Below are 2,268 nucleotides of genomic sequence, written 5' to 3'. Positions count from 1 at the left end.
GTACTAGTATTTGTATACTTGGAATTAAAATCTCAGTAATATATGCTGACGTAATCAACAGATTCAGCATTTAAATATAGTTAGAAGAAAGAGAGGAGAAAATTATTTCTCCTCTCTTTTGTATTTCTACAATTTCTTATTTTAATAAATCCAATGTATGTAAAAGTAATCCTCTGTTCCCTACTTCTCCATGACCAGGCACTACTGCATTTATATTTCTATATCGCTTCAGCACATTCTCAATCGATGTAGACCATTCATTTACATAAGCATCCGCAACGTTTCCTAAATCTTTCGCGGACGTAGATTTCACTAAACAGCCTCCAACTAAAATATTGTATTGCGGTAACCATACGACAATATTATCTTCTGTATGCCCTTTCCCTGGATAAAATGTTTCTACTTTCATATTTCCAAACTTCAAATTTGTAACGGTTTGTAAATCTCCAAGCGGTTCTTCATATCCATTTTTCTTTGCTAGTTCTGCAGTTAATGCTGTACTATGCGCTTTAATGCCTCTTTCTTTCAACGTTTTTATTCCGCCAATTCGATCAACGTGCGCATGTGTAATAATGACATCCGTTACGCGCTTCTGAAATTTCTTTTCTACCATTTCTATTAGTTCCTTCGTTAATTTGTCATCCCAAGAAGAATCAACAAGCACTAGTCCTTTAGCAGTATTAAGAACTAGCCCGTTCGAAGGAACTGCTTCTCCATTAAAAGAACCTAACTCCGTATGAACCCATACATTCTTGTTTAACTGAGATATTGAAATGGTTCCCGTCTCATTTTTTATTACTGTTTTCTCTACCTTTTGTGATGCTTGTACAGAAGAAATTGTGCTAACAAATTGAATTGTTCCTAGTAAACCTACACATAATCCTACTTTTAACAACGTATTCTTTTTCATGTCATCAACCCTTTCTTTCAAGCTAAATAGTTATTACCTATATTAGACAATTCATCTCAAATGTTTGTTCCATATAATTGGACACTTTATTATCGCCGCTTATGTAAATACACGCATGGTGCAGTGAAAAAGATCACCCAAATGGATGATCTTTTTATAATTTATCAACATATTGCTTCGCTTCTAGTAAGGAAAAACCAAAAGCTTCTCTTACTCTCTTAACTGCTGTAACTTTTTTTCCTTCTTCTACAAGCTGGCGTAGTTCTTTATTAATTTCAGGTTCTCTTTCTACAATTCCCATTTCTTTCGTAATTAATTGTAATCTATCTTCAATTCTCTTTAAACGCGCATCATTTTTCTTTTCAATTGTAGCTAATTTTTCAGCGATATAAATGAAACCAAAGGCTAATATTAGTATAACCATCCAGAATTCCATGAATGTTCCCCCTTACTAACTTTCATTTATTTTATTTCACTAACTTATGTAAATCTTACCACAGGACACATTTACTGTATAATACCACTATATCAAACTGTTAATACAACCTATTATTTTAGGGGGACGCTTTATGAAAAGATTTTTAAATACGTTACTTCAATTTGTAGTTCTTTCAATCGTGCTACATTTATTATTTGATATAGTTGGTTGGTTTGTTCTCAATGCAACAATTAAAAACAAACAAATCATCATTTCTTTAATAACAATCTCATGGGTTATGTACATGTACCGAGACAAATTTTTTCAAAAGTTCACTTCAAACTAACTAAAAAAGAAAACACTTCATTGGTGAGGTTGTAAAAACGTTATCCTTATAATGAAAATAAAGAAGCTGTTCCTTCCAGCTTCTTTATCTATATAACATTTTTCGCAACAATTTTTATATGTTCTGGTGCGATAATCTCCGTTATACTTTCTTGGAAATCTTCCCGCAACATTTCTTCCAAATGTTCTAACTGCACTTCAACATGTGTGCATTCTAAATTATGTATATTTAACAGTGCATAATGATCTTTTTTCTTAATTACTAAATATTGATTTTCCTCTGTCACAAGTACAGAACCTAATCGGACTCCTAATAAGCGTTGATCATCAAACTTCATAATTACTTCTCCTTCCCTCATATAAACAAAACTACAATGAAAATAATTACATTTATGGAAAAACACGCTTATTTAGACTATATCATAATTTACTAAAATAGAAATATCTTTTTCTGTTTCAATAAAAATCCCTATTCTTTCATATATTTCGATACAAAAAACTTTCTCAACATTAAATTTGAATTTTCAGTTTTTAATTCCGTAAAAATCTATTATAATAAAGTTAATAAATGTTTGACCTCTCCTAATTCATGTAC

Annotated in this window: 4 protein-coding genes and 1 pseudogene; 2 read left to right on the top strand and 3 right to left on the bottom strand. The window is 31.3% G+C overall.

Annotated features, from left to right (window positions below; translation table 11 throughout):
* Window positions 1-136: 136 nt before the first annotated feature.
* Complete coding sequence (gene bla2, locus ABWK52_RS22905; protein ID WP_098541129.1) at window positions 137-910, bottom strand: BcII family subclass B1 metallo-beta-lactamase; 774 nt, start codon at window positions 908-910, stop codon at window positions 137-139.
* A gap of 46 nt (window positions 911-956) precedes the next feature.
* Between bla2 and ABWK52_RS29840 the strand changes: the two are divergent.
* Window positions 957-1,037 (top strand): annotated as a pseudogene (locus tag ABWK52_RS29840) (DUF3784 domain-containing protein); the annotation flags it as partial.
* A gap of 27 nt (window positions 1,038-1,064) precedes the next feature.
* Here ABWK52_RS29840 and ABWK52_RS22900 read toward each other — a convergent pair.
* Window positions 1,065-1,346 (bottom strand): hypothetical protein, encoded by a 282-nt coding sequence (locus ABWK52_RS22900; RefSeq protein WP_006929472.1) that lies wholly within the window; start codon window positions 1,344-1,346, stop codon window positions 1,065-1,067.
* 133 nt (window positions 1,347-1,479) lie between these two features.
* Between ABWK52_RS22900 and ABWK52_RS22895 the strand changes: the two genes are divergently transcribed.
* Window positions 1,480-1,674 carry a hypothetical protein gene (locus ABWK52_RS22895; RefSeq protein WP_098341061.1) on the top strand — a complete coding sequence of 65 codons (195 nt, stop codon included), beginning with the start codon at window positions 1,480-1,482 and terminating at the stop codon, window positions 1,672-1,674.
* Window positions 1,675-1,762: 88 nt separating this feature from the next.
* Here ABWK52_RS22895 and ABWK52_RS22890 read toward each other — a convergent pair whose 3' ends face one another.
* Window positions 1,763-2,011, bottom strand: coding sequence for a hypothetical protein (locus ABWK52_RS22890; protein ID WP_000666948.1), 249 nt, complete (start codon window positions 2,009-2,011; stop codon window positions 1,763-1,765).
* Window positions 2,012-2,268 lie beyond the last annotated feature (257 nt).

This window comes from Bacillus sp. AP50, from assembly GCF_040492675.1.
Lineage (GTDB): Bacteria > Bacillota > Bacilli > Bacillales > Bacillaceae_G > Bacillus_A > Bacillus_A cereus.
Note: the sequence above shows the minus strand (reverse complement) of the source record. Positions and strands in the feature narration are given on the sequence as shown.

What these genes read in the sequence shown, in the direction of transcription:
- bla2 (WP_098541129.1), bottom strand. Translation starts at nt 910, where the DNA reads ATGAAAAAGAATACGTTGTTAAAAGTAGGATTATGTGTAGGTTTACTA.
- ABWK52_RS22900 (WP_006929472.1), bottom strand. Translation starts at nt 1,346, where the DNA reads ATGGAATTCTGGATGGTTATACTAATATTAGCCTTTGGTTTCATTTAT.
- ABWK52_RS22890 (WP_000666948.1), bottom strand. Translation starts at nt 2,011, where the DNA reads ATGAAGTTTGATGATCAACGCTTATTAGGAGTCCGATTAGGTTCTGTA.
- ABWK52_RS22895 (WP_098341061.1), top strand. Translation starts at nt 1,480, where the DNA reads ATGAAAAGATTTTTAAATACGTTACTTCAATTTGTAGTTCTTTCAATC.